The following is a 24,950-nucleotide window of genomic DNA, read 5'->3' as shown; positions in this document are numbered from 1 at the left end:
ACTCGATAATGCCCGCTGATTGATATTACTGCTCAAAAAAAGAGCCGGAATGTTTACAGCCTCACTCGAGCAAGACAGCTCATCACGACATGCCTTGAAACACTCCAAGTTGGGCGTTGACGATATTGCAGCCAACATAAACCAGCAGTAGCGCCATTAACGCATTAAGCATGCGAAAAAAAGCCGGTGTCCGAATGAGCTTGCCAAGTCGTGCGCCCAGCAGCAGGTAGCTACCCGGGGCTCCAAGCGCCATCCCCCCCAGCAGTACCGACCATAAGGCAATACCTGCTCCGCTGATACCGACAGCCGGAAACTGAACGGTGACAATCGGCAGGATTGCGACCGGCGCCTTGGGGTTACATAACTGCATCAGCAGGCCTGAACGGAACGACAGGGCGGCTTGCCCCACTTTGGCGTCGTCCGCCTTGGCCGGCGTAGTGGATTGAATGGCCGTCTTCCCGATTTTAAGTGCCAGCCATAAGATATAGAGGCCGCCGAACAACCCAATGACGGCCTGAAACGCTACAGGCAGCAAGGCACCGCTGTAACCGAACACAAAAAACAGCAGAAACATGGCCACGCCCACACCAACACAAAAAGGAACCGTCCTCTTTCCCTGACCGTTCAGCCCGGCATTCAGGCTCAGCAGGTTTACCGGGCCTGGGGTATACATAATGCCAAACGCATACATGAGTATCTCGACCATGGTCGAACTCCTAATGAATCAAGTTAGAGTGGATAAGTGGAAATCAGTGATTCAAAACGATTTGCTGATATTGACGAGGGGTCATGCCAAAAACGGGTTTGAAGCGGCGGTTCAGATGACTCAGGTCGGCAAAACCAAAAGAGTGAACCACATCATCCAGCTGTACACCTGCGGCCAGGGCTTCACGGGCACGATTGAGGCGGCAGTTCAACACGTACTGATACGGTGTCATGCCAAACTGCCGCCGGAACAAGCGCAAAAAGTGATACTTTGATAACGCCGCCTGCTGGCTGATCTGCTCCAGTGAAAGAACGTCAAACACATGGGCATGAATGTAATCGCGCGCCCTTAGCAACAGACTGTCAACCCTCTGCTGGGTCTGGTTCGGTGAGTAATCGCTGTGCAGTTGGGCAATACGCGCCGCTAACGAGTAAAGCAGGCTCTCCTGAACCAGTGGCTCGGCCTCATCGCATTCAATCAGGGTGCACAAACGCAGCAGTTCGGCGCGCAGCACACCATCTTTTAGCAGCGTGTCTTCGATTCTGAAATCATGCGGTCGCCTTACCCCTGCCGCCGCCAGGGCCGGAGCCAACTGCTCGGGGTGAATGTAGAGCATTTTATATTGCAGCACATCATCGGTGCCGGAATGCCCATCGTGGGCCACGTCCGGGTTAAAAACGATGACATTGCCGGGCGTGCTGTAATGAAACATGCCGTTGGAGAAAAAGTCCTGGCGACCGGCGAGCGTGATACCCAGCGAGTATTCTTCGTGCGCATGTTTGCCATAAGCGAAATCATGCATGAGCGCACTCAGGAGCATCACCTGGTCCAGATGCTTGCTTTTGCGGTATTGGAATTGGTTGTCCTGCTGCATAGCCTGTCGCCTTGCCGAGTTCATTATTACGCTCAAGAGAAACAATAGAAATTATAGGGAGGCGGTTGCATTGAGACTTGAACAAAATTGCTGAAATAAGGCGACCCAGCGGCAAGACGAAAGCCGGCAACAGACAGGTCTTTGGTCTTGAGTGATACCTTCCACTCACAGCGACCAACGACGGTTAGAATATCGGCGGGCACTTGACGACGAAAGTAAAAGTACCCCGACTCAGAATGCTTCCACGGTGTAGCCATGACACGCATTCTGTACCACCCTTCTGTACCAATCGGTGAAAGGCGGCTTGGGTTCTGAAACGAAAAAACCCTTGAATCCGTTAAGAATCAAGGGCTTATCTTGTTTGGCGGTGAGGGAGGGATTCGAACCCTCGATACGTTTCCGTATACACACTTTCCAGGCGTGCTCCTTCGGCCACTCGGACACCTCACCAAATTGTTGCTGGTCGGAAGCTCGTCCTCGTCAGCGGGGCGTATAGTAGGCAAGGCCGGCGCCGGGTGCAACCCTTTTTCTGGCTTTGCGTTTCGTTTGCGCAGAATTGCGCCACTCGCCCGTCTGGCTGCCGGGACGGGCGACGATAACCCCGGACTCTGGCATAATGGACGACCGTTTTTTGCAGCAACAGGACCATCATGACGGCAACAACTTCAGCCAACCAGCTTCACGAGCGTTTTCGGGGTTACTACCCTGTGGTGATCGACGTGGAAACCGGCGGCTTTAACGCCCGTACCGACGCCCTGCTGGAAATTGCCGCCATCACCCTGAAAATGGACAAAAATGGCTGGCTGAGCCCGGATCAGACCTTTCATTTTCATGTCACCCCCTTTGAAGGCGCCAACCTGGAGCCGGCGGCGCTGGAATTTACCGGCATTGATCCCTGGAGTGCCCTGCGCGGGGCCGTGACCGAGCGGGACGCCCTGGAGCAGATATTCAAGGGGGTGCGCAAGGGCATCAAGGCCAATCACTGCCAGCGCGCGGTGATCGTGGCCCACAACGCCTCCTTTGATCATGGCTTTGTCATGGCGGCGGCGGAACGTGCCGAGCTCAAGCGCAACCCCTTCCATCCTTTTGCCACCTTTGACACCGCCAGCCTCGCCGGCCTGGCCCTGGGCCAGACCGTGCTGGCCAAGGCCTGCCGCGCCGCCGGCATGAGCTTTGACAACAAGGAAGCCCACAGCGCCCTGTACGATACCCGCAAGACCGCCGAGCTGTTCTGCACCATCGTTAATCGCTGGAAGCTGCTGGGCGGCTGGCCCCCCGCTCCTGCCGACATGCCGGATTTCACCGACCCCGAGCAGCAGGCATAATACAAAGCCCGCCAATGGCGGGCTTTGTGGTTTTACCGGGGGATTCAGACGGCGCGGCTCACCGGGCTGGAGGCCACCAGGTGGCCGGTGCGCACCCATAGCCGAGTATGCCCGGTCACTTCAAGTGCCGGCACCGCCATGGGCGGCAGACGCAACCAGCTGAGCGGGCCTAAAACACTGGCGCCGTCATGCAGCTGCCCTTCCAGTACCAGTATTTCCAGACCGGCGCGGTAGCAGCAGGCGGGAAAGCGCCCACCCTCGGCAAACTCCAGCAGACTGGTATTGATCCCCTGATAACGATGCAGCGACAGCCGGCGAAAGCCGTGATCGCCGGTCAGCCAGAGTCCCTGACGTTCATCCAGCGCTTTAAAACCATTATCGTCGGCGACAAACTGGTTAAGCTTGACGAAAATCAGGCAACCTTGCCGGCTGAAGGCCCGGTGTCGGCTGCCCGGCGGATGACGCACATAGGTACCGGCACCGTAATCACCGTTGTCATCGGAAAAGGTGCCTTCCAACACCCAGAATTCCTCACCCAGTGGGTGCTCATGCTCGGGAAACGCCGCCCCCGGTTCAAAGCGCACCAGGCTGGTCACGTGTCCGCTTTCAGCGGATTCGCGCTCCAGCGGATAGCGCCACACGCCGTCTGCCGGTGAGCGCTGCCAGCGTTCGGCCTGGTAAGGAAGGGTCAAGGATTGAGAGAAGTCCATATTCAGCATCGGTCAAGGATCCCGACGAACAAGTGGGATCCCCATCCTGACCCCGTCCCGGTTTCGGGTCAAGCTTTCTCAAGTGCCTCGGTGGGATAACGGTAACCGCCTTCCTCATTGGCTACAAAGCTGAGCCGATGGCTGATGCACGCCGGTGCGTCGGATTGATGGTGTGATACAAACAGCAACTGGGTGCCGCCCTCGGCCACCAGCAGATCGATCCAGCGCTTGACCCAGTGCCGGTTAAAGGTATCCAGCCCCTGCAGTGGCTCGTCCAGGATCAGGATGGGGGGATGCTTGACCATGGCTCGCGCGATCAGCAACAGCCGCTGCTGGCCATAAGACAGGTTGCGAAATGGCTCGTTGCCCAGGCTTTCCATGCCCAGCAGTGCCAACCACTGATCGGCCAGCTTGAGCTGGGCATCCCCCGGCTGCTGATAGACACCGATGGAATCGAAAAAGCCCGAGAGGATCACCGCCCTGGGAGTGGCGGTGACCCGATAGTCCTGCTGCATGGTGGTGCTCACATAACCGATGTGCTGCTTGATGTCCCAGATGGTCTCGCCACTGCCGCGGCGACGGCCAAAGAGGGTGAGGTCGTTGCTGTAGCCCTGTGGATGATCGCCGGTGACCAGGCTCAGCAGGGTAGACTTGCCGGCACCGTTGGGCCCCATGATCTGCCAGTGCTCCCCTGAATTTACCTGCCAGTTCAGGCCGTCGAGGATGACCTTGTCGCCAAAGCTGACGCGTATATCACGCATGACAATACGCGGCGTGCCGGCGTCCAGCTCCCGACGCTCGGCATCGGGATCCGCCGGTGGCAGCGCCTGGGTGCTGGCCTCAAGTTGCGCCAGGTGATTGAGCTGCTGCAGCTCCACCGAGGCACTCACGTCGTCCCGCGGGCCGGCCTGGGTCAGTTCGCATTCGACCAGAATACCCAGATGGCTGGCAAAATCCGGCAGCTCTTCAAAGCGGTTGACGATCAGCACCAGGGTCTGCCCGGCGGACACCAGCTCGGCCAGCAGGCTCATCAGGCCCTCGTGGGCGTTGGCATCCAGGCCATCAAAGGGCTCGTCCAGCACCAACAGCTCGGGCTGGCTCAGCAGCGCCCGGCACAGCAGCACCTTGCGGGTTTCACCGGTGGACAAATACTTGAAGCCGCGATCCAGCAGGGAGGTAATACCAAAGCGCGCCGCCAGCTGCTCCAGGCGCTCGTGATCCCGACCACCTTCCTGAATAATCTGGCGGGCGCTGTGGCCGTCGTCCTGGGCATCGAGCAGATCGCTTTCGTCTTCTTCCCGCTCCCGGTCCGCCAGTTGCTGTAACTGCTCAAAGGACACCCACTCCACATGGGCAAACTCATGGTCGGCTTCGCCTTGCGCGCATTTCAGCTCTCCCGCCAGGGCGCGGGCCAGGGCGGTTTTGCCGCTGCCGTTGGCGCCTACAAACGCCCAGCACTGGCCCTCGGCCAGGCTCAGCTCGGGAATATGCAGCTGGTGGCGTTCACTGATGGAGAAGCGGGCGTCCTTGATACGAATGGCGCTCATGCGGGATTATCCTTTATTGGCGTGACAAAACTCACATAATCCGCAACAGAGCCCATGGATGCAAGCCTGAAAAAGACCCATCCGGTACGCTAATTGTGAGGTGTGCCTCACTCAAAAGCACAATTACCGGCTAACGTCATAAGAGGTGGCCAACGTACAAGGAGTACTCATGCATTATCACCAGGCACTGATGGACGAACTCAACTTATTGCTGCATTTTGATCTCGATACCACCCGGCAAGGCATCAAGGTGCATCACGATGCCAGTCCCGGCATGGTCCAGGCCGCCAGCCGCCTGCACGACAAGGGACTGATCACTCAGGTCGATGGCGGCTACCTGACCGAGCTGGGCCGGGAAACCGCCGAACATGCCCAAATGCTGCTGGGTCTGCTGAAAGAAAAAGTGCCCTCCTGAATCCGGTTGGCGGGCTTCAGTACCACGCCCGCCAGCCTTGCGGCCCCTCAAACACACCATCTCCTTTCCGTATCGATACCATTCGCTTTTTTGCGCATTTTCATTTTGCAATTGCAGCTATAGTGATTTCGAAAAAACAAAAATAACAGTACGGAGTCGGGATATGTCAATCATTCGTTGCCACCAGTGCAACAGGCACTTTTACGATCATCATGATCACTGTAGCCATTGTCACTCACTGCGGGAGGGCCTGGAGGACGGCACTGCACTGCGCAAACCCGTTCCCTGGTTGCTGAGTGGCATGGCTGCCGTGGTGTTGATGGTGTTGTTGGGTCCGGTCAACCCGGGACAGTTGCAGGCGGCGGGCAAGGACAACCCTCAGCTGGTTACGGTTACCCCAGAGGGAGAATAACGCAAACAAAAAAATGCCGGCAAATGCCGGCATTTTTTATGGAATAACGTCGAACCTTACAGGCCTTCGGCGTTCTCGGACAGGTACTTGGCCACGCCGTCCGGAGAGGCCTGCATGCCAGCCTTGCCTTTTTCCCACTGGGCCGGACACACTTCGCCGTGCTCTTCGTGGAACTGCAGGGCGTCAACCATACGCAGCATCTCGTCGATGTTACGACCCAGGGGCAGATCGTTCACTACCTGGTGGCGAACCAGGCCGTTGGCGTCGATCAGGAAAGAGCCGCGGAAGGCCACACCGGCTTCCGGATGCTCAACGTCATAAGCCTTGCAGATTTCGTGCTTCACGTCGGCAACCAGCGGGTATTTCACCTGGCCGATACCACCGTTCTCAACGGCGGTGTTGCGCCAGGCATTGTGGCTGAACTGGGAGTCGATGGACACACCGATCACTTCCACGCCGCGCTGCTGGAACTCGTCAAAGCGGTGATCAAAGGCAATCAGCTCGGACGGACACACGAAGGTGAAGTCCAGCGGATAGAAAAACACCACGGCAGCCTTGCCCTTGGTGAACTCCTTGAGGTTGAAGTTCTCAACGATTTCGCCGTTACCCAGAACGGCAGCAGCGGTAAAGTCGGGAGCCTGACGGCCTACCAGTACGCTCATGTCTATCTCCTTGGTGTATTGTACGGGGATGGTTCATCAAACCATCGCACTCGAACAGACAGTATATGGGCGACACATGACAAACCCAAGACCCGACCCACCGATAACGTTGCGCTTGCACAAAGTTCACACAATGCGGTTTTTCCCCGCTTTTGGCAAATAATGCTCGACATTCCCGGCTCGATTTGCAAACTACCCGCTTCATTTTTCGTAAAAACCTGAAGGATATTTCATGAATCCCGTTGTCGTCGCCGTGTGTCTGATGCTGGTGCTGAGCCTGCTGCGCATCAACGTGGTGATTTCGCTGGCGCTGAGCGCCCTGGTGGGGGGCCTGGTAGGCGGCCTGCCGCTGACCGACACCGCGAAGATATTTGCCGATGGCCTGGGTGGCGGTGCCACCATCGCCCTCAGCTATGCCATGCTGGGTGCCTTCGCGGTGGCCATTTCCCGCTCCGGCATTACCGATCTGCTGGCGGTGCGCATTATTCGCGCCCTGGGACAGGATGCCAGCCAGGGTCGTGTTGTGTGGATCAAGGCTGTGCTGCTGTGTGCCCTGTTGCTGTCGGCGGTCTCCTCCCAAAACCTGATCCCCATTCATATCGCCTTTATTCCCATTCTGGTGCCTCCCCTGCTGCACGTGATGGCGCGACTTCAGCTGGACCGCCGTGCAGTGACCTGTGTGCTGACCTTTGGCCTGACCGCCACCTACATGATGCTGCCGGTGGGCTTTGGCGGCATTTTTCTGAACAACATTTTGCTGGCCAACCTGATTGAAAACGGCGTTGAAGCCACCAAGGGCATGCTGCCCCTGGCCATGGGCATTCCGGTGGGCGGCATGTTTCTCGGCCTGCTGGTCGCCCTCTTTGTGAGCTACCGCAAGCCACGCCGTTACGATGAGAGCAAGATCATTGCGGTGGAGCCGGAGCACATTCAGATAAACCCGCTGCACATTGGCATTGCGGTGGTGGCCATTGTCAGCGCCCTGAGCCTGCAGCTTTACAGCGACTCCATTATTCTGGGCGCCATGGTGGGCTTTGTGATCTTCACCATGGGCGGGGTGATCAAGTTCAAGGAAAGCCAGGACGCCTTTACCCAGGGGGTGAAGATGATGTCGCTGATCGGCTTTATCATGATCTCCGCCGCCGGTTTTGCGGCCGTGATCAAGGCCACCGACGGCATTGGCAGCCTGGTGCAGGCGGTGGCCACCGTGTTGGGCGACAACAAGGCGCTGGCGGCTCTGGCCATGCTGGTGGTGGGCCTGCTGATCACCATGGGCATTGGTTCCTCGTTCTCCACCATTCCGATCATCGCCCCCATCTATGTGCCCCTGTGCATGTCTCTGGGCTTTTCGCCCCTGGCCACCCTGGCCATTATCGGCACTGCCGGTGCCCTGGGTGACGCCGGCTCGCCGGCATCGGACTCGACGCTGGGCCCCACCTCGGGGCTGAATGCCGACGGCCAGCACGATCATATCTGGGACTCGGTGGTGCCGACCTTCCTGCACTACAACATTCCACTGGTCGGCTTTGGCTGGCTTGCCGCCATGGTGCTGTAAACGGAATTTCAGCAGTAAGTCATCAGTTTGTGTGCCGGGCCCTGCCCGGCACACTGGTTTTCATTTCCTCACTCCTTTTCCCCCTCACACCCAGCAGCTAACTCAAATCAGCGAGCGCAGCACCTCCCGCAGCCACTGCAGGGCCGGCTGGCGGTCGTGCAGCGGGTGCCAGACGCAGTTGAGGTGATAGGCGGGCAGATCCGCCGGCAGCGTTACCTTTTTTAGCGGCCAGGCACCGGCCAGCAGGCCCGCCACCTTGTTGGGCAGCACCAGCAGGTGATCGCTTTGCGCGACGATGGCCGCCGCCGACATGTAGCTCTGGCTGTTCACCGAAATTTGCCGTTTCAGCCCCTGGCTGGCCAGCCAGGTATCGATGCTGGCCTCGCGGGTGCCCAGGGGCGAGTGAAACACATGGGGCAGCGCGGTCAGTTGCTCAAGCGACAAGGCTTCGCCCACCTCGGGGTGATCGTCGGCGACGATGCCGGCCAGGGGCTCGGTGAGCCAGGTTTCGGTGCAGAGTGACGCCGGCACCTTCATGTATTCGTCAAACCCCAGCACCAGATCCACCTCGCCGTTGGCCAGCTTCGCTTCGGGCAACTGATCCCGCAAAATATCGATTTCAATGTGCACCCCCGGTGCCAAGGTCTTCAGTCGGCGGATCAGCGGTGGGATCAGCACGCATTCCACATAATCGGTGGTGCTGATCACAAAACGTCGGCGGGAGTTGGCCGGCTCAAAGTGCTCTTCCCGACCCAACTCCTGCTCAAGCAGGGTCAGTGCCCGGCGCACCGCCTGGTGCAGGCCCAGGGCCCGCTGGGTAGGCTGCATGCCGGTGGCGCTGCGCACCAGCAGCGGATCTTCAAAAAACTGGCGCAACCGGTTAAGGGCATGGCTCATGGCCGGCTGGCTGATAAAACACTGCTGCGCGGCCCGGGTTACGTTACGCTGGCTCATCAGCGCATCAAAGGCCAGCAACAGGTTGAGATCGAGCTGGTGAAGTTTCATGCAAAATTCACATCATGGATAATAAAATAAATATTATTCATTTGATGGATGGACTGGCAAGCCGCAGACTCATCCCATGACTACCGGCGGCAGCAAATGACGCCGGCCTTTTGACCTCATACAAGGAGCTTTCCCATGACCATGGTAACCGTGGCCGCCACCCAGATGGCCTGCAGCTGGAACCGAGACGAAAACATCGCCCGCGCCGAGAAGCTGGTGCGTCAGGCCGCCGGTCAGGGGGCCCAGATCATTTTGATTCAGGAGCTGTTTGAAGCGCCCTATTTCTGCATCGATCAGAGCCCGGAGCACTTTGCCCTGGCCCAGGAAGTGGATAACAGCCCGCTGATTCGGCACTTTCAGGCCCTGGCCAAGGAGCTGGAAGTGGTGCTGCCGCTCAGCTTCTTTGAGCGCGCCGGCAACGCCTATTACAACTCCCTGGTGGTGATTGACGCCGACGGCGCCGTACTGGACCTGTATCGCAAGACCCACATTCCCAATGGCCCCGGCTATCAGGAAAAGCAGTTCTTTACCCCCGGTGACACCGGCTTCAAGGTGTGGCAGACCCGCTACGCCAAAATTGGTGTGGGCATCTGCTGGGATCAATGGTTCCCGGAAACCGCCCGCAGCCTGGCGCTGATGGGAGCAGAACTGATTTTCTTCCCCACCGCCATCGGCAGCGAGCCGCAGGATCCGACCATCAACAGCCAGCCCCACTGGACCCGTACCCAGCAGGGTCATGCCGCCGCCAACCTGGTGCCGGTGATCGCCTCCAACCGTATCGGCACCGAACAAAGCAAATACGAAGACGGGCTGGAGACCACCTTTTACGGATCTTCCTTTATTGCCGATCAGTTCGGCGAGCTGGTACAGCAGGCCGACAAGACCTCCGAAGGCGTGCTGGTGCACAGCTTTGATCTGGCAGAAATTGCCAAGACCCGCACCAGCTGGGGCCTGTTCCGGGATCGCCGCCCGGCCATGTATCAGACCCTGATGACCTCCGACGGCAAACAAAACGGAGGCCGCTGATGGACGCGCTCAAGGGCTTTTACATGCCCGCCGAGTGGGCGCCCCAGCAGGCGGTGTGGATGATCTGGCCCCATCGGCCCGACAACTGGCGCAACGGCGCCGCCCCGGCCCAGGCCACCTTTGCCAAACTGGCCGAAGCCATCTCGGCGGCCACGCCGGTGTTGATGGCGGTGCCGGCGGCGGAAATGGACAAGGCCAGGGCCACCATGCCGGCGGCGGTGACCCTGGTCGACATTGAGAGCGACGATGCCTGGGCCCGGGACACCGGCCCCACCGTGGTCATTGACGGCCAGGGTGGCATCAAGGGCATCGACTGGCGCTTCAATGCCTGGGGAGGCGACCATGGCGGCCTTTATGCCCCCTGGGATCAGGATCAGGCCATGGCCCAGGCCATGCTGGCACGGCACGACATTGCCGCGGTGGAAAGCCCCCTGGTGCTGGAAGGCGGCTCCATTCATGTGGACGGCGAAGGCACCCTGCTCACCACCAGGGAATGCCTGCTGAACGCCAACCGCAACCCGCACCTGAGCCAGGCCGACATCGAACAACACCTGCGCGACACCCTGGGGGTCAGCACCTTTATCTGGCTGGATGAAGGGGTATATATGGACGAAACCGATGGCCATATCGACAACATGGCCTGTTTCGCCCGCCCGGGCGAGGTCATTCTGCACGGCTGTGACGATCCCCAGGATCCGCAGTACCTGCGCAGCCAGGCGGCATTTGAGGTGCTGAGTCAGGCGGTAGACGCCAAGGGCCGCAAACTCAAGGTGTGGCTGCTACCCCAGCCGGGCCCGCTTTACATCAGTGAGCAGGAAGCCGCGGGCATTGCCACCGGCAGCGGTGTGCCACGTCCGGCGGGTGAGCGGCTGGCGGCCTCTTACGTGAACTTTCTGATCACCAATGGCCGGCTGCTGTTTCCGTTGCTGGACTCACGTACCGACGGCGAAGCCAAGGCCAGACTGGAACAAATCTTTCCGGAGCTGGAAGTGGTGGGCATACCGGCGCGGGAAATCCTGCTCGGTGGCGGCAATATTCACTGCATCACCCAGCAGATCCCGGCGGTATAAACGCCGGCATCAGTGCCTGCAACCGGGGTCGGTCGACCCCGGTTTTTTTACCGGCCAAACCGGCTCAGGGCAAAGGAGCCCAGATCAAACCCCGGCTCGCCGTCCAGCATCCAGCGCGCAAAGGTTTCCCCCAGGACGGCGGCAAACTTGAAACCGTGACCGGAGCAGGCACTGGCGAAAAATACCCCTTCGTGCTCCGGATGGCGATCCAGAATAAAGTGCTCGTCGGGCGTGCGAATGTAATGACACACCTTACCCTCGATAAACTCTCCCACGCCCGGCAGGTAGTCATGTACAAAGGCGTCCAGCTCCGCCCTGTCCTGGGAAAAAGAACCAAATGATGCCAGTGGCTCACCGGGTTCCAAGGGCTGACCGGCATCATGACGGCCAATTTTGAATCCCTCTCCATTCAGGGTGGGAAACCCATAGTAGACGGCATTGGCAAGATCGGCGGAAAAGCCGGGAAACGCCGCCGGCCCGTAACGCATCACATCTGCCCGGTACCAGGCAAAAGTCTTGCGTACTCGCTGCAACGGCAGGTGCAATCCCAGCTGGGCCATCAGCGGGGCCACCCGCTGACCGGCACACACCAGTACTTGAGCGGCGGTGAACCGCTCACCATCGGCCAGCTCGACCCCCATCCCGCCGGGAATGGCCTTCAGCCCGGTGACGGTGCGGCCACCCAGTAACCGCGCCCCTTGCGCGCTGCCGAGCCGGTGCCAGGCACTCAGTGCGCGTTCGCAATAGAGCACACCGGCCTCGGGTTCATACCCGCCCGAAAAGCCGGCGGGCAGTCCCCAGCCCGGCCAGCGGGCCTCGATGCCGGCGGCACTTTCCTGCTCCAGCGCCAGCCCGTATTCGGCGGCGCTGCGCCTGACCTGGGCCAGGAAAGGGCTGTCGGCCACGCCCAGATTGAGCACACCACAGGGCTCGAACAGGCGCTCGCCGCTCAGTTGTTCGAGCTCGGTCCACAGCGCCCGCGCCCTCAATAACAGCGGAATATAGGCCTCTCCCTCACCATAGGCGGTGCGGGTCAGCCGAGTGCTGCCATGGTGGGAGCCCAGTGTATGGGGCGGATGGCCCTCGTCGAGCAGCAGCACTCGGGCGCCCTGACAGGCCGCGTAATATCCCGCTGCCATGCCGACCGAGCCGGCACCGATAATAAGAATGTCTGCATCCATGGAAAGTGTCCGTTGTACCTGGCGGGTGAACAGGTCGAAGCGTCATCGGCGTGGCCGCAACACTTGATCAGAAAGGCAAAAAAAACCGGCAGCCTGAGGCTGCCGGTTCAACATCAAGCCTGTTCGGGCTTGGGATGCTTGGCGGCGGTGTCCTTGATCAGGGTCTGCAGTTCCCCCTGCTGGAACATCTCGATAATGATGTCACAGCCACCGATCAGCTCGCCTTCCACCCACAGCTGGGGAAAGGTCGGCCAGTTGGCGTATTTGGGCAACTCGGCGCGAATTTCCGGGTTCTGCAAAATGTCGACGTAGGCAAAGGGCTCGCCGCAGTTCATCAGGGCCTGGGACGCCTGGGCGGAAAAGCCGCAGCTCGGAAACTTGGGAGACCCCTTCATATACAGCAGAATGGGGTTTTCACTGATTTGGGTTTTGATCTTTTCAATGGTGTCCATGACCACTCCGGACAAGGGTTGTTAAAGATTCCATTCTACTTTATCCCTTCCCGGTCTCAAGGGCCGCGACCGATTAATTGCCGCCGGTGGTATCCGTACAAAAGCTGTTGTTGTTTAGCCGGCGCGCTAACTGTTACACTCCCGTCAGCAATTTAGCGAAGGGCGACTATGCTGATAGCGGTCGTCATCGTCACCAATAATAAGCAAGCAGCAATGTCTTCGCCGGTGTCATCCGGCGCATAAACATGGAGAACTAAAAATGGCATTTGAACTTCCCGCTCTGCCCTACGCCAAGAACGCTCTGGAGCCGCACATCTCCCAGGAAACCCTGGAATATCACCACGGCAAGCACCACAACACCTATGTGGTTAACCTGAACAACCTGGTTCCCGGCACCGAGTTCGAAGGCAAGTCTCTGGAAGACATCATCAAGACCTCTTCCGGTGGCATCTTCAACAACGCCGCTCAGGTATGGAACCACACCTTCTACTGGAACTGCCTGGCCCCCAACGGTGGCGGCGAGCCCACCGGCGCCCTGGCCGATGCCATCAAGGCCGCTTTTGGCTCCTTCGACGCTTTCAAGGAAGAGTTCACCAAGTCTGCCGTGACCAACTTCGGCTCCGGCTGGACCTGGCTGGTGAAAAAGGCCGATGGCACCGTGGGTCTGGTTAACACCTCCAACGCCGGCTGCCCGCTGACCGAAGCCGGTCTGACTCCCCTGCTGACCTGCGACGTGTGGGAGCACGCCTACTACATCGATTACCGCAACGTACGCCCTGACTATGTGAAAGCCTTCTGGGCCCTGGTCAACTGGGAATTCGTAGCAGAAAACTTCGCCAAGTAAGTTTTCTTCCACGTAAAACACCCCGGCCCGCCGGGGTGTTTTTGTTATTGGGGCTTTTTTAATCAGCCTGCCTGGGTGTAAAATGCGCCCTTTCTTGTGTTAGTACTTCAAAGTGAGTCCATTCTAGTGAGTATGTCTGTTCCCCGTATCGGCTTTGTGTCTCTCGGCTGGCTCAGGGTGATCATGCCACACCACTATTAATAACTTACCAAGTCTCATCTATAAGATTGATTTTTCTTCCATTTTTATCAGCATCGACCCGGTTATGCTGCATATTGACGTAGCAGACCAAGATGCTGCGGTCGACGTGAAGCTCCAGGCGCCTGACGGTCTTATATATCAGCAGCCGCACCTCCACCCTGGCTTCGTGTTTTCATAATCAAGCACTTCCCGAGATACCCTGGTGAACACCATGGGATTAACATCCACATTGACCTCAGCCCGTTCTTTTTCCAGCGGCTTTTCCCGACCTTCCTTTTCTCCCGCATACTTATTGATCATGCTCAGACAGGTACCGGCAACGGTAGGCGCATCGAGCAGACGCCGTATTCCATCAAGAAAGAAAAAATTAGGGGCAAAAATCGGATGTTTTGTGTTTCAGCACCTCGCTAAGCTAGTGCTCAATGTGTTAACACGAGAGCAACATTCTCTATGACATCATCAATAAACACCTCAATGGGTGCTCGTGAGTGGGCAATGCTGATCACACTGTCCGCACTGTGGGGAGGATCGTTTTTCTTCGTCGGTGTGGCTGTTGCGGACCTACCGCCACTAACCATTGTGACGCTGAGAGTGGGACTTGCTGCCATCGCATTATGGTGCATCGCGCTTGTCATGAGGCTGCGCCCACCAAAAAATATGGGGGTGTGGGTGACATTTCTGGGAATGGGATTGTTGAACAACGTCATTCCTTTTGTTCTCATCGTTTGGGGGCAAACTCAAATCGCCTCTGGACTGGCATCGATTCTTAACGCTGCGACTCCCATCTTTACCGTTGTCGTCGCGGGAATGCTGCTGCCTGACGAGCGTGCCACGCCATTGAAATTTGCGGGTGTTATGGTTGGTTTTATCGGCGTCGTTGTGATGATCGGACTACCAGCTATCGATGGCAACAGCAGCTTGCTTGCACAGGTCGCTATCATTGCTGCGACTGTGTCCTATGCGTTTGCAGGGGTATATGGCCGCCGATTTAAGAAAATGGCGATGAACCCCATCATGACTGCCGCCGGTCAGGTCACTGCATCGGCACTAGTGTTGGCGCCTATCGCCCTGGCTGTAGATGGCCCTCTCGACGTTGCAGGGCCCGGCATAGGGACATGGTCCGCTATCACTGGGCTTGCCGTACTCTCAACGGCTGTCGCTTATGTTCTCTATTTCAAAATACTGGCATCGGCAGGAGCAACCAATCTGCTACTGGTCACATTACTGGTTCCTGTCTCGGCGATATTGCTCGGTTCACTGTTCCTCAACGAATCATTGGGGACGGTTCATTTTGTTGGAATGGCGCTGATTGCGCTGGGATTAACCGCTATCGATGGGAGACTTTGGCGACGCAAGGCGACTGCGAAAGCCTAACTGTCACTGCACAGAATGACGAAACAGGGGGGCGGAATGAACCGGCAAGCAACGCGGATGCTTGCCGAGGCTATGGGAACCACTTCACTTCGAATTAAGGGTCATGTCATGCCTATGCCTTCTGAACATGAAATGCGAAAAGCGATAGCTGCGAGAGATAAGTCCAGTGATGGACAGTTTTTCTATGGCGTCATCACGACGGGCGTATTCTGCAAACCATCCTGCTCCGCACGCCCAGCCAAGCCCAAGCACCTTAGATTCTTCCCTACCATTGAAAGCGCTATGGTGGCTGGTTTCAGGCCCTGCAAGCGCTGCCAACAAACTGAAGGAATACCGCGAGTTACTCGACTGGTTGAGATCGCACGTCATATTGAGGAGCATGCTGATGAACAACTAACACTGGCTAACTTGGCAGATATGGCGGGGCTGTCTCCATCAAGGCTACAGAAAATATTCAAAGAAGCCTTTGGCGTTTCGCCCAAAGCCTATCAAGACGCAGTTCGAATGCGGCATTTCAAGCAATCCTTGAAGGAAGGCAACAGCGTGACTGATGCTATTTTCTCATCAGGATTTGGGTCTATAAGCCGAGTTTACGGCGAAGCGACCCGCAATATAGGCATGACGCCCAAAGTCTATCGAGCAGGCGGGACTGGCGAGATCATCAACTACGTGTGTCGAACCACTGCACTGGGCCTAATGGCCATGGCAGCGACAGATAAGGGAGTCTGCTTTGCCCAATTTGGTGATGATGAAACGTCACTGGTCACCCATCTGAAGGCGGAGTTTCCTAATGCAGAGTTGATCGCCTCTCCTGCTCAAGATGACCCCGAACTCGATGCCTGGATGGAAGCACTAGATCTGCATATTAGCAAAGGAGCTCCCAGGCCTGATTTGCCCCTGGATATGCGAGGCACCGCGTTTCAAATGAAGGTATGGCAGTTCCTGTTGAGCATCCGTGAAGGTGACGCTCTTAGTTACAGTGAGGTAGCAGCACGAATCGACAAGCCCAAAGCAGTACGGGCGGTCGCATCAGCCTGTGCAAAAAATCGTATTGGCGTGCTGATCCCTTGCCATAGAGTCTTAAGAGGAGACGGAAGTCTTGGTGGATACCGCTGGGGATTGGACCGAAAACGAGCACTACTGGATACAGAGAGAAAACATCGTACTGATTAGTATCCTCCAGACCCAATGACTGCTCAATACAAGACTTTAACCCATTGATTTAAAATATATTAAAAACATAGAGTGACCACCTCGGTGAGGGCTTGGACAGTTTACTGTTCTGACCTGCCTGTTTGCGCTACAATTGCCGCCCTCCCCGTCAGTTTGGTTAAAAAACAAGCAATGATAGACAGCAATGTACCCCGCATCGGCTTTGTCAGCCTTGGTTGTCCGAAAAACCTGGTCGACTCCGAGCGTATTCTGACCCAGCTGCGTATTGAAGGTTACGACGTGGTGCCTTCCTACGATGATGCCGATATGGTGATCGTCAACACTTGTGGCTTTATCGACAGTGCCGTACAGGAATCCCTGGAGGCCATTGGTGAGGCCCTCAACGAAAACGGCAAGGTGATCGTCACCGGCTGCCTGGGTGCCAAGGAAGATCAAATTCGCGAAGTGCACCCCAAGGTGCTGGAGATCACCGGCCCCCACTCCTACGAGCAGGTGCTGGAGCACGTGCACCGCTATGTACCGCGCCCGGAGTACAATCCCTTTGTCAACCTGGTGCCCGAGCAAGGCGTCAAGCTGACTCCCAAGCACTACGCCTACCTGAAGATTTCCGAAGGCTGCAACCACAAGTGCACCTTCTGCATCATTCCGTCCATGCGTGGCGATCTGGACAGCCGCCCCATCGGTGACGTGCTCGCCGAAGCCGGTCGCCTGGCAGATGCCGGCGTGAAGGAGCTGCTGGTGATCTCTCAGGATACTTCAGCCTACGGCGTGGATGTGAAGCACAAGACCGGCTTTGCCAGCGGTATGCCGGTGAAGACCCACATTCAGGCCCTGTGCGAAGAGCTGGGCAAAATGGGGGTGTGGGTGCGCCTGCACTACGTCTATCCGTATCCGCACGTGGACGACCTTATTCCGCTGATGCGCGACGGCAAAATCCTGCCTTACCTGGACATTCCGCTGCAGCACGCCAGCCCGCGCATTCTCAAGCTGATGAAGCGCCCCGGCGCAGTGGAGCGCACCCTGGAGCGCATTCGCCGCTGGCGGGAAATCTGCCCCGAGCTCACCATTCGCTCTACCTTTATCGTGGGCTTCCCCGGCGAGACCGAAGAAGACTTTCAGATGCTGCTCGACTTTATCGAACAGGCCGAGCTGGATCGGGTGGGCTGCTTCACTTACAGCCCGGTGGAGGGCGCTCGCGCCAACGAACTGGCCGATCCGGTACCGGAAGAGGTCAAGCAGGAACGCTTTGAGCGCTTTATGGCGCTGCAACAGCAGATTTCCACCCGCCGCCTGGCGCAGAAGGTGGGCAAGACCATCAAAGTGCTGATCGACGAGGTGGACGAGGAAGGTGCCATCGGCCGCTCCAGCGCCGACGCCCCGGAAATTGACGGCCTGGTATACCTGAACGGGGAAACCGACCTCAAGCCCGGCGACATGATCACCGCCACCGTCACCCACTCCGACGAGTACGATCTCTGGGCCGAGCTGGCCTGAGCAGAATGTAAACACATCGCTGGTAATCATGAGCCCCGGCAACGGGGCTTTTTTGTGTCCGGACAACCATCCATTCATTTCATGTGTTATTTAGCTACAGTTTTGTTGGTCTTTTTTTCACCCAACGAATCATTTTTTCATGCTATCGTCATACTTTGGTATGGCAGGGCTCTTACCCCAAGCGCTTGTGCTGTATAGTGTATCCCGTTGTAACGCGCCTCCCGGAGTCCAGGCCGGGCTACCTCACTGAGCCGGAAGTTCAGATGAATACATTGGAAAAAATCACCAAAAATCTCGACAGTTTCAGCAAGTCGGAACGCAAGGTTGCGGAAGTGATCCTCGCCTCGCCCCAGACCGCCATTCATTCCAGCATTGCCGCCCTGGCCAAGCTGGCGGATGTGAGTGAGCCCACCGTCAACCGTTTCTGTCGCCGTCTCGATACCAAGGGCTTTCCCGATTTCAAGCTGCATCTGGCCCAGAGCCTGGCCAATGGCACACCCTATGTAAACCGCCACGTAGAGGAAGACGACGGCCCCGAGTCCTATACCGCCAAGATTTTCGAGTCCAGCATGGCTTGTCTTGACTCGGCCCGACAAAGCCTGGATCCCCAGGCGGTGAATCGTTGTGTCGATATTCTGACCCAGGCCCGCAAGCTGTCGTTCTTTGGCCTGGGCGCGTCTTCCGCCGTGGCCCACGACGCCATGAACAAGTTCTTTCGTTTCAATGTGCCGGTACAGTGCTTTGACGATGTGGTGATGATGCGCATGAGCTGCATCGCCAGTGCCGAGGGCGATGTGGTGGTGCTGATCTCCCACACCGGGCGCACCAAGGCGCTGGTAGAGGTGGCCCAGCTGGCACGGCAGAATGATGCCGTGGTCATTGGCCTGACCGCAAAGGACTCCCCCCTTGCCCGGGAGTGCAACGTGGTGCTGTCGATGGATGTGCCGGAAGACACCGATGTCTATCTGCCCATGGCCTCACGACTGGCGCAGATGGTACTGATAGACGTGCTCGCCACCGGCTTTATTCTGCGCCGCGGCAGCCGTTTTCGGGAAAACCTGAAAAAGGTCAAGGAAGGCATCAAAAACTCCCGTTTCGACAGCCCCCATTTCTGATTCAGTCTTGACGGCCCGGGCGGACCAGTGCCACCGCCCCGGCGACCCGCTGCTCCAGGGCGTCCCAGTCTCCGCTCCGAATCAGCTGCGGATCCACCAGCCAGGTGCCGCCGCAGGCAAGCACATTGGGCAAGGCCAGATATTCACCCAGGTTTTTCACATCAATGCCGCCGGTAGGCACAAATTGCACCTGCTCAAACGGCCCTTGCAGGGCTTTTAGCATGGCCACGCCCCCCGATGCCTGCGCTGGAAAAAATTTCAACACCGTCAGATCCTGCTCCAGTGCCGCCTCAATGGCGCTGGGATTGTTAACGCCGGGGATCAACGGCAATTGCCACTCCCGGCAGGCTCGTACCGTACTCGGATTAAACCCAGCCGACACGGCAAAGTCAGCCCCCGCCTCGGCGGCCAGCCGTGCCCGCTCCCGATTGATCACCGTTCCCGCACCTACCAGCATGGCGGGCCGGTAACGGCGCAGCAGGTGAATGGCCTGTGCCGCCGCCTCGGTACGAAAGGTGATTTCCGCCACCGGCAGATCGTGCCGTATCAGGATCTCCGCCAGCGGCAAAATATCTTCGGCCCGCTCAAGGGTGATCACCGGCAGTATTTTCAGGGCGGCCAGTTGTTCACTTAGCGCCGTCATGATTCCGTTTCCTCATCGTGTTATCCGCCAGTGGCGCAGACAATGCCCCGCTTTAGGCACCGAATCAAGGCGGCACGGGTGCAGCCCTGCCTCATGTTAATTTGCAGTGCAAATGTTAAACTTTACATTGCACATTTTGATGTGCATATTTACCTCACGTTTGTATACATATTGCATACAAAGCAGGGAGATCTTTTTGACAAAGCGTCAGGTTAATAATGATTTATCTTTAATATCATTAACTTGTAATACAAGCCAGGCAACACGCAGCCTTCTCTTGCCTTCACTTTCAAAAGACGTCATTGCCTTGCAAAAAAAACGGCATTTTTGTGATCCCGTCTACACTTTTTTCATGTCTTCGGGTATCATCGATAACAATTTAATTAACCGGGACGACGCCTCAAACCGTGAGCAGCGCAGGCCTTCAGATACCGTCAACCTCAACCGGAAATGCAGCCGGTTCGGCATCGATTGCCGACATGTCTTTGCGCACTTACCCACATTGTCGGCGTTACCTGACATCCCATTCCTTCATTCAGTCGTATTCATTCCTTCTTCCAATTGGAGTCTAACATGCTAAGACGTACCAAGATTGTAACCACGCTGGGTCCGGCCACCGACCGCGACAACAACCTCGAAGGTATTATCAAGGCCGGCGCCAACGTGGTTCGCATGAACTTTTCCCACGGCACCCCGGAAGATCACCAGAACCGCGCCAACCAGGTACGGGAAATCGCCAGAAAGCTGGGCAAGCACGTGGCCATTCTGGGTGATTTGCAGGGTCCCAAGATCCGCGTCTCCACCTTTAAGGACGGCAAGATTCACCTCAGCATCGGCGATAAATTCGTGCTCGACGCGGATCTGCCCAAGGGCGAAGGCAATCAGCAGAGCGTAGGCATCGACTATAAAGAGCTGCCTCGCGACGTGAAAAATGGCGATATTCTGCTGCTGGACGACGGTCGCGTGCAGTTGCGCGTGGACGGCGTGGACGGCAACAAGGTACTGACCGAAGTCACCGTGGCCGGCCCCCTGTCCAACAACAAGGGCATCAACAAGAAAGGCGGCGGCCTGTCAGCCCCGGCCCTGACCGACAAGGACAAGGAAGACATCAAGACCGCCGCCAAGATTGGCGTCGACTACCTGGCCGTGTCTTTCCCCCGAACCGGCGAAGACATGCGCATCGCCCGTGAACTGGCCCGCGCCGCCGGCAGCAACGCCAAGCTGGTCGCCAAGGTAGAACGCGCCGAGGCCGTCGCCACCGACGCCGCCATGGAAGACGTAGTGCTGGCTTCTGACGCCGTCATGGTGGCCCGGGGTGACCTGGGTGTGGAAATCGGTGATCCCGAGCTGGTGGGCGTACAGAAGAAGCTGATCCGCACCAGCCGTCGCCTGAACCGGGTGGTGATCACCGCCACCCAGATGATGGAGTCCATGATCACCGCCCCCCTGCCCACCCGGGCCGAGGTAATGGACGTGGCCAACGCCGTGCTCGACGGCACCGACGCCGTGATGCTGTCCGCCGAGACCGCCGCCGGCGATTTTCCGGTGGAAACCGTCAAGGCCATGGCCGAGGTGTGTCTGGGCGCCGAAAAGCACCCCAGCATCAATGTGTCCAACCACCGCATGAACTTCACCTTCACCTCGGTGGAAGAGACCGTGGCCATGTCCACCATGTATGCCGCCAACCACCTGCAGGGTGTAAAGGCCATCGTGGCGCTGACCCACTCCGGCACCACCCCGCTGCTGCTGTCCCGCATCAGCTCCGGCTTGCCGATCTTCGCCCTGTCCCAGGAAGAAAAAACCCTGTCCTGGGCCAACCTGTATCGTGGTGTCACCCCGGTGTTCTTCAAGACCGACGAGACCAAGAGCATCGCCGAGATCTGCCGCGAAGCCCTCGCCACCCTGAAGCAGTCCGGTTACGTCAACAGCGGCGATCTGGTACTGCTGACCCACGGTGACATGATGGAAGTGGTAGGCAGCACCAACACCTGCAAGATCCTCACCGTCGAGTAAGGATCAGCCTTGTGAAATGACAAAGGCCGGGCACCTCGCCCGGCCTTTTTTATGGCATCAAACTCAGGCCACGTCCGCCCGTTTTCGGCTTTGCTGCCGGCTCAACTCGCCCACGGCAAACTCGTCCACGGCAATGGCCCGCCGGCGCAGCTCGTCCGCCTCTCGGAGTTGCTGCGCCTCGGTATCGGTGAGCAGGTTTTGCCGCCTGGCCTGTTGCAACAGCTCCGTCAGCGCCAGTTTGCGTGGCAGCAGCCCGTCCTTTTGCGCCTTGAGCACTTTCTTCTCGATGTCCATTACCCGCACCATGGCCACAAAGGCGGCCTCCACCTCGCCCAGGCCGGGTTCGCTGGCCGGCGGCAGGTAACACAGGGCGCTGAGCCGGTCGCGCACGCCCCCCGGGGTCATCAGCCGGCGACAGATGGCGGTGGCGTACCGATCCGCCGGTGGCCGGTAGCGGTTGCCCAGGGGAAAGATCAGGGCCTTCAGGGTCAGTGCCAACGCCCGGTTGGGAAAATTTTGCAAAAAGCCGGTCAGGGCTTCTCCCATGGCGTGCAGGTTGCGCGCCAGTGCGTAATGCACAAAGGGCAGCTCCTTCTCGGGCCGGCCATTGTCCTCAAAAAACTTGAGCGTGGCACTGCCCAGATACAGATGGCTGAGCACGTCGCCCAGCCGGGCCGAGAGCATTTCACGGCGCTTGAGATCGCCCCCCAGGGTCAGCATGGACACATCGGCGCACAACGCCAGCGCTCGGCTCATGCGGGCCAGCTGACGAAAATACTGAGCGGTCTCCCCCGACACCGGGGCACCGTTGAAACGGGCGCCGGTCAGCCCTTGCCACAGTGCCCCCAGGGCATTGCCGGCGGCAAAGCGGGCATGACGGAACAACAGCCGGTCAAAGGCCTCCAGTCCTGCCTGCTCATCGGGATTGGCGGCAGCTTCCAGCTCCTTCAATACATAGGGGTGACAGCGGCTGGCCCCCTGGCCAAAGATCATCAGGTTGCGGGTAAGGATGTTGGCCCCTTCCACGGTAATGGCGATGGGAATGGACATGTAGTTGTGGGCCAGGTAGTTTTTCGGACCCAGCTGGATGGCCTTGCCGGCATGCACATCCATGGCGTCGTTGATCACGGTGCGCGCCATTTCGGTCATGTGGTATTTGGAAATGGCGGTGACAATGGCCGGGCTCTCGTCCATGTCCAGCGCCCGGGTGGTGAGCCGCCGGGCAGCTTCAAGCTGGTAGGTCAGGCCACCAATGCGTGCCAGCGCTTCCTGCACGCCTTCAAAGCGCCCGATGGACAAGCCAAACTGCTTGCGCACCACGGCATAGGCGCTGGTGCTGCGGGTAGCCAGGTGGCCACAGGCGGTGCCCAGCGCCGGCAGGGAGATGCCTCTCCCCGCCGACAGGCATTCCACCAGCATGCGCCAGCCTCGGCCGGCATAATCGGGCCCGCCGATGATCCAGTCCAGGGGAATAAACACATCCTTGCCCCGGGTGGTGCCGTTGAGAAAGGCCTGGCCCATGGGAAAGTGACGTTCGCCGGTGTGCACACCGGGGTGCGAAGTAGGGATCAGCGCACAGGTAATGCCGAGTTCTTCACTGTCGCCCAGCAGGCCCTCGGGATCGTAAAGCTTGAACGCCAGTCCCAGCACGGTGGCCCTGGGGGCCAGGGTAATATAGCGCTTGTCCCAGTTCAGGCGCAGACCCAATACCTGCTCGCCCTCGAACTCGCCCCGGCATACCACGCCGCTGTCGGGAATGGAGCCGGCGTCGGAGCCCGCTTCCGGGCCGGTCAGGGCAAAACAGGGAATTTCGGCACCGTTGGCCAGGCCCGGCAGCCAGCGCTGCTTCTGTGCCTCGGTGCCGTAGTGCATCAGCAGCTCTCCGGGCCCCAGGGAATTGGGCACCATCACGGTGACTGCGGCACTGATGCTGCGACTGGCAATACGCCCCACTATGGTGGAGTTGGCAAAGGCGGAGAAATCCAGCCCGCCGTAGGACTTAGGAATAATCAGCGAGAAGAAACCATGGTGCCGCAGGTAATCCCACACCGGCTCCGGCAGCTCCCTTTCCTCGCTGACAATGCGGTGCTCGTCCAGCATGGCCAGCAGGGTCTCCACCTCATTGTCGAGAAAGGACTGCTCACGCTCACTCAGCCGGGACGGGCCATAAGACAGCAGGACTGACCAGTCGGGGCGGCCGCTGAACAGCTCACCGTCCCACCATACAGAGCCGGCTTCCATGGCTTCACGCTCGGTCGCCGACAGCGGCGGCAACACCTTTTTGAAGGTGGCAAAGGCCGGACCGCTGATCCACTTTTTGCGTAAACTCATTGTTACCCCTCCTCAGCCGGCCGGCCGTCGTGGCTGGTACCGGCTTTCATGCCGCTGGCCAGATAGGGAATCACCCGGCGCACCAGGCCTTCCACATCGATGTGTTCGTTGAAGTCGTTGCGGGCAATGTCCCGCAGCGCCTCGCCCGAAGCCATGGTGAACACCACGGTACCCAGGGTGAAATGCAACCGCCAAAACAGCTCCGCCGGACCCAGCTCGGGTGCCGCCCGGCGAACACACTGGGTAAAATGCACCACCACCCCACCGTAATGATTGATGATGAACCAGCGCAGAAAACCCTGATTGTCCATATAACCGGAGGCGAGCAGCTGCAAAAATATTTCCGGGCCGCGCCGGCGCAATCGGGAAAGCCCCATCAGCGGCGCCACAAAGCTCTCAAATACCTGCTCCAGGGCAATATCGGGCCGTGGCAGCAGACGCTGCAGCGCGTCGTCCAGTGCCGGCATAAAGCGGCTCAGATAACGATCCATCACCGCCTTGATCAAATCCTTGCGCGAGCCGAAGTGATAGCTGACCGAGGCCAGATTGACACCGGCCATGCGAGTAATCTGCCGCAGCGAGGTATCGTTAAAGCCCTGCTCGGCAAAAAGCACCTCGGCGGTATCCAGTATTTTTTGCCTGGTATCCTGTCGCGCCACCGGCTGCCTCCGCGAATTCAAACACCCGTTTAAAAGCTATGCAGGGGGCCGCCCCCTGTCAAGGCGACACGGCTTGCACAAATTTTATTCATTTTTTTTTTGAACGAAGGGGAACCTTTGCCAAAGAGGACGCTCTTACCTAGTGCCACTGCAATTAAGCACT

General features: G+C 58.4%; 24 protein-coding genes and 1 tRNA gene. 12 read left to right on the top strand and 13 right to left on the bottom strand.

Features of this window, described 5'->3' with window-relative positions; all coding sequences use genetic code 11:
- Positions 1-82: 82 nt before the first annotated feature.
- The 4 genes from OJHNALOF_RS08270 to OJHNALOF_RS08260 all read right to left on the bottom strand — a co-directional run bounded on the left by OJHNALOF_RS08270 (position 83) and on the right by OJHNALOF_RS08260 (position 2,030).
- Positions 83-706: a LysE family translocator gene (locus OJHNALOF_RS08270; protein WP_094199555.1), complete on the bottom strand. Its 624-nt coding sequence runs from the start codon at positions 704-706 to the stop codon at positions 83-85.
- A 43-nt stretch (positions 707-749) separates the two neighbouring features.
- Positions 750-1,580 carry an AraC family transcriptional regulator gene (locus OJHNALOF_RS08265; RefSeq protein WP_165661708.1) on the bottom strand — a complete coding sequence of 277 codons (831 nt, stop codon included), beginning with the start codon at positions 1,578-1,580 and terminating at the stop codon, positions 750-752.
- A gap of 32 nt (positions 1,581-1,612) precedes the next feature.
- A complete protein-coding gene (locus OJHNALOF_RS17160; protein ID WP_370462310.1) occupies positions 1,613-1,837 on the bottom strand; it encodes a DUF6538 domain-containing protein in 225 nt (74 codons plus the stop codon).
- Positions 1,838-1,942: 105 nt separating this feature from the next.
- Positions 1,943-2,030 (bottom strand) — tRNA-Ser (locus OJHNALOF_RS08260).
- Positions 2,031-2,230: 200 nt separating this feature from the next.
- Here OJHNALOF_RS08260 and rnt point away from each other — a divergent pair.
- Positions 2,231-2,905: a ribonuclease T gene (gene rnt / locus OJHNALOF_RS08255; RefSeq protein ID WP_094199557.1), complete on the top strand. Its 675-nt coding sequence runs from the start codon at positions 2,231-2,233 to the stop codon at positions 2,903-2,905.
- Between the two features lie 44 nt (positions 2,906-2,949).
- On the opposite strand, the gene OJHNALOF_RS08250 is transcribed toward rnt, so the two are convergent.
- Both OJHNALOF_RS08250 and modF read right to left on the bottom strand, forming a co-directional pair.
- The gene (locus OJHNALOF_RS08250) at positions 2,950-3,624 is read right to left on the bottom strand and encodes a cupin domain-containing protein (RefSeq protein WP_094199558.1); all 675 of its coding nucleotides are present in this window, start codon (positions 3,622-3,624) and stop codon (positions 2,950-2,952) included.
- Positions 3,625-3,683: 59 nt separating this feature from the next.
- Positions 3,684-5,162 carry a molybdate ABC transporter ATP-binding protein ModF gene (modF, locus tag OJHNALOF_RS08245; RefSeq protein ID WP_165661707.1) on the bottom strand — a complete coding sequence of 493 codons (1,479 nt, stop codon included), beginning with the start codon at positions 5,160-5,162 and terminating at the stop codon, positions 3,684-3,686.
- 169 nt (positions 5,163-5,331) lie between these two features.
- Between modF and OJHNALOF_RS08240 the strand changes: the two genes are divergently transcribed.
- The gene (locus OJHNALOF_RS08240) at positions 5,332-5,577 is read left to right on the top strand and encodes a TIGR02647 family protein (RefSeq protein ID WP_094199560.1); all 246 of its coding nucleotides are present in this window, start codon (positions 5,332-5,334) and stop codon (positions 5,575-5,577) included.
- A 163-nt stretch (positions 5,578-5,740) separates the two neighbouring features.
- The gene (locus OJHNALOF_RS08235) at positions 5,741-5,989 is read left to right on the top strand and encodes a hypothetical protein (RefSeq protein ID WP_165661706.1); all 249 of its coding nucleotides are present in this window, start codon (positions 5,741-5,743) and stop codon (positions 5,987-5,989) included.
- A gap of 56 nt (positions 5,990-6,045) precedes the next feature.
- On the opposite strand, the gene OJHNALOF_RS08230 is transcribed toward OJHNALOF_RS08235, so the two are convergent.
- Positions 6,046-6,651 carry a peroxiredoxin C gene (locus OJHNALOF_RS08230; protein WP_094199562.1) on the bottom strand — a complete coding sequence of 202 codons (606 nt, stop codon included), beginning with the start codon at positions 6,649-6,651 and terminating at the stop codon, positions 6,046-6,048.
- A gap of 232 nt (positions 6,652-6,883) precedes the next feature.
- On the opposite strand from OJHNALOF_RS08230, the gene OJHNALOF_RS08225 reads away from it, so the two are divergent.
- Complete coding sequence (locus OJHNALOF_RS08225) at positions 6,884-8,206, top strand: Na+/H+ antiporter family protein (RefSeq protein WP_165661705.1); 1,323 nt, start codon at positions 6,884-6,886, stop codon at positions 8,204-8,206.
- Between the two features lie 102 nt (positions 8,207-8,308).
- On the opposite strand, the gene OJHNALOF_RS08220 is transcribed toward OJHNALOF_RS08225, so the two are convergent.
- Positions 8,309-9,211, bottom strand: a complete 903-nt coding sequence (locus OJHNALOF_RS08220; protein ID WP_094199564.1) for a LysR family transcriptional regulator — start codon at positions 9,209-9,211, stop codon at positions 8,309-8,311.
- A 135-nt stretch (positions 9,212-9,346) separates the two neighbouring features.
- Here OJHNALOF_RS08220 and aguB point away from each other — a divergent pair, with 135 nt between their 5' ends.
- Positions 9,347-10,237 carry an N-carbamoylputrescine amidase gene (gene aguB, locus OJHNALOF_RS08215; protein ID WP_094199565.1) on the top strand — a complete coding sequence of 297 codons (891 nt, stop codon included), beginning with the start codon at positions 9,347-9,349 and terminating at the stop codon, positions 10,235-10,237.
- Positions 10,237-11,307 carry an agmatine deiminase gene (gene aguA, locus OJHNALOF_RS08210; protein ID WP_165661704.1) on the top strand — a complete coding sequence of 357 codons (1,071 nt, stop codon included), beginning with the start codon at positions 10,237-10,239 and terminating at the stop codon, positions 11,305-11,307. Before aguB ends, aguA begins: the two co-directional genes overlap by 1 nt.
- A gap of 47 nt (positions 11,308-11,354) precedes the next feature.
- Here the strand turns inward: aguA and solA are convergent, their stop codons facing one another.
- On the bottom strand, positions 11,355-12,488 hold the full coding sequence (gene solA / locus OJHNALOF_RS08205) for an N-methyl-L-tryptophan oxidase (protein WP_094199567.1): 1,134 nt from the start codon (positions 12,486-12,488) through the stop codon (positions 11,355-11,357).
- 113 nt (positions 12,489-12,601) lie between these two features.
- Positions 12,602-12,940, bottom strand: coding sequence for a Grx4 family monothiol glutaredoxin (locus OJHNALOF_RS08200; RefSeq protein WP_094199568.1), 339 nt, complete (start codon positions 12,938-12,940; stop codon positions 12,602-12,604).
- Positions 12,941-13,199: 259 nt separating this feature from the next.
- On the opposite strand from OJHNALOF_RS08200, the gene sodB reads away from it, so the two are divergent.
- The 5 genes from sodB (at position 13,200) to OJHNALOF_RS08175 (ending at position 19,141) form a co-directional block, all read left to right on the top strand.
- Positions 13,200-13,784: a superoxide dismutase [Fe] gene (sodB, locus tag OJHNALOF_RS08195; protein WP_094199569.1), complete on the top strand. Its 585-nt coding sequence runs from the start codon at positions 13,200-13,202 to the stop codon at positions 13,782-13,784.
- Positions 13,785-14,480: 696 nt separating this feature from the next.
- Positions 14,481-15,359 (top strand): DMT family transporter, encoded by an 879-nt coding sequence (locus OJHNALOF_RS08190; RefSeq protein WP_206063586.1) that lies wholly within the window; start codon positions 14,481-14,483, stop codon positions 15,357-15,359.
- A 36-nt stretch (positions 15,360-15,395) separates the two neighbouring features.
- A complete protein-coding gene (locus tag OJHNALOF_RS08185) occupies positions 15,396-16,532 on the top strand; it encodes a bifunctional transcriptional activator/DNA repair enzyme AdaA (protein ID WP_206063585.1) in 1,137 nt (378 codons plus the stop codon).
- Positions 16,533-16,703: 171 nt separating this feature from the next.
- The gene (rimO, locus tag OJHNALOF_RS08180; protein ID WP_165661702.1) at positions 16,704-18,026 is read left to right on the top strand and encodes a 30S ribosomal protein S12 methylthiotransferase RimO; all 1,323 of its coding nucleotides are present in this window, start codon (positions 16,704-16,706) and stop codon (positions 18,024-18,026) included.
- A gap of 263 nt (positions 18,027-18,289) precedes the next feature.
- Positions 18,290-19,141, top strand: coding sequence for a MurR/RpiR family transcriptional regulator (locus OJHNALOF_RS08175; RefSeq protein WP_094199571.1), 852 nt, complete (start codon positions 18,290-18,292; stop codon positions 19,139-19,141).
- A gap of 1 nt (position 19,142) precedes the next feature.
- On the opposite strand, the gene OJHNALOF_RS08170 is transcribed toward OJHNALOF_RS08175, so the two are convergent.
- Positions 19,143-19,784 (bottom strand): bifunctional 4-hydroxy-2-oxoglutarate aldolase/2-dehydro-3-deoxy-phosphogluconate aldolase, encoded by a 642-nt coding sequence (locus OJHNALOF_RS08170; RefSeq protein WP_165661701.1) that lies wholly within the window; start codon positions 19,782-19,784, stop codon positions 19,143-19,145.
- 573 nt (positions 19,785-20,357) lie between these two features.
- Between OJHNALOF_RS08170 and pyk the strand changes: the two genes are divergently transcribed.
- Positions 20,358-21,797, top strand: a complete 1,440-nt coding sequence (gene pyk / locus OJHNALOF_RS08165) for a pyruvate kinase (RefSeq protein ID WP_094199573.1) — start codon at positions 20,358-20,360, stop codon at positions 21,795-21,797.
- A 63-nt stretch (positions 21,798-21,860) separates the two neighbouring features.
- Here the strand turns inward: pyk and OJHNALOF_RS08160 are convergent, their stop codons facing one another.
- The gene (locus OJHNALOF_RS08160) at positions 21,861-24,128 is read right to left on the bottom strand and encodes an acyl-CoA dehydrogenase (RefSeq protein WP_094199574.1); all 2,268 of its coding nucleotides are present in this window, start codon (positions 24,126-24,128) and stop codon (positions 21,861-21,863) included.
- A gap of 2 nt (positions 24,129-24,130) precedes the next feature.
- Positions 24,131-24,787, bottom strand: a complete 657-nt coding sequence (locus OJHNALOF_RS08155; protein ID WP_094199575.1) for a TetR/AcrR family transcriptional regulator — start codon at positions 24,785-24,787, stop codon at positions 24,131-24,133.
- Positions 24,788-24,950 lie beyond the last annotated feature (163 nt).

Origin of the sequence: Oceanimonas sp. MB9 (genome assembly GCF_011319775.1) — a bacterium.
In the GTDB taxonomy this organism is placed as follows: Bacteria; Pseudomonadota; Gammaproteobacteria; order Enterobacterales; family Aeromonadaceae; genus Oceanimonas; species Oceanimonas doudoroffii.
This window is presented reverse-complemented; position numbering and strand designations above follow the sequence as displayed.